Source organism: Gilliamella sp. CG16, assembly GCF_046635785.1.
GTDB lineage: Bacteria > Pseudomonadota > Gammaproteobacteria > Enterobacterales > Orbaceae > Gilliamella > Gilliamella apicola_I.
Map to the genome: position 1 here is coordinate 1 of NZ_JBIDFL010000027.1, position 1513 is coordinate 1513.

1 protein-coding gene is annotated in these 1513 nt (G+C 36.1%); it reads right to left on the reverse strand.

Annotation, left to right across the window (positions count from 1 at the left end):
* On the reverse strand, positions 1 to 1513 hold a 1513-nt coding region (locus tag ACGH47_RS11355), incomplete at both ends, for a collagen binding domain-containing protein (RefSeq protein WP_411623481.1).

Here is a 1513-nt window from a genome sequence, read left to right on the forward strand (position 1 = left end):
TCGCTGAGTGGGTTCGGCTGTTGTCTATATCAATGCTGACATGACCTTTGATCATGGCAATATATTTATACGCTGAACTTTTGTCTAACTCATTTTGTTTTAACGTTTTAAACTCAAAGCTATCACTATTTCCGGCTATGACAGTGTCCGCAATTAATTCCGTTCCTTCCGGTGTGCTAACCTTAATTTGATAGTTACCGCCTTTCGGTAATTTTTCAAACTGATAGTGACCTGAAGTGTCGGTATTAACCTTTTTAAGCTCGACATAATCCGTTGCACCCGGTGCCTGATAATTAAGGGTCACATTAATGCCATTAAGCCCTTCATCACCCTGTCTGTCTTTGCTGTCATTTTCATCAACCCAGACATAACCATCGATTTTTAATTTTCCTACCAACAGATAATTGTTATCCAGTGAACCTTTTTTTGGTAAATTCGCAACCGGAATAACAATATGTTTCGGATCGTTACCTGCTGAGCTTTGTTTAAACTCATGGTCGGCATTAGCGTCTAATTTCAGTACCACAGAATAGTTAGCATTATCACCAAACACCAGATTAGAGAAATGATACTCACCATCTACGGTTTGTTGGGTCATTAATAGCTTACCAGTTCCATCTAAACCGTCACGTAGCTCAACGGTATACGTGATCGCACTATCAAGTAAATAGGCAAACTCATTTAACTGATTAAAATCGGTATTATTATCGGCATAATCAACATAGATTTTACCACCAATACCTTCATCACTCGCTTGTTTAAAATAGAAATTATTGTCTTTTATACCCACATTAGTTAAATCTAGACCAGATAAAGTATCAATTGGTTGAGTGGTACCTTTACTGTTTTTAACTAATGAATAACCATCTGGTGAAGCGACAATATTAATGCTGTACTTCCCTTGGGATAGATTATAGAAGTGGTATTCACCTTTATCATTGGTATACTGACGTGCAATCTCGTTATTGTTTGCATCACGTAAACCAATTAAAACTTGAGTAATTGGCTCAACTGGATCGCTACCATTTAACAAGGTTTTTCCAGAAATTCCGCTGTTGATTGCATAACTACTGTTTATACCAGCTGACGGTGAACTATTTGAACTTCCTGCCAATAAGAAGTATTGGTTTTGTACTGTCTTTCCAACATCTTCAAAGTGAATCGGTTTTAAATTGATATTTGTGTTACCCTCTGCATTAGCAATAACACCAAAACCTTTTGTGGGTTCAATTTCAACAATATAATCAGTATTTAAATCAATACCACTAAAACTATAGTAACCTTTTGCATTCGTTTTTACTTCACGATAAAACGTACGATTGGAACCATCAAATTTATATAATTTGACGTTTATATCCGGTATCGCCATGTCCCCTGTTTTATTAACATAATTTTCTAGTGTGCCATTATTGTTAATATCAACCATTACATGACCGGTGATCGCCGCATCGCCGTTTTTCTTGTAAATAAAATCTAAATTATCACCCGTTACTTTTGGTGTTTTTCCATCAAT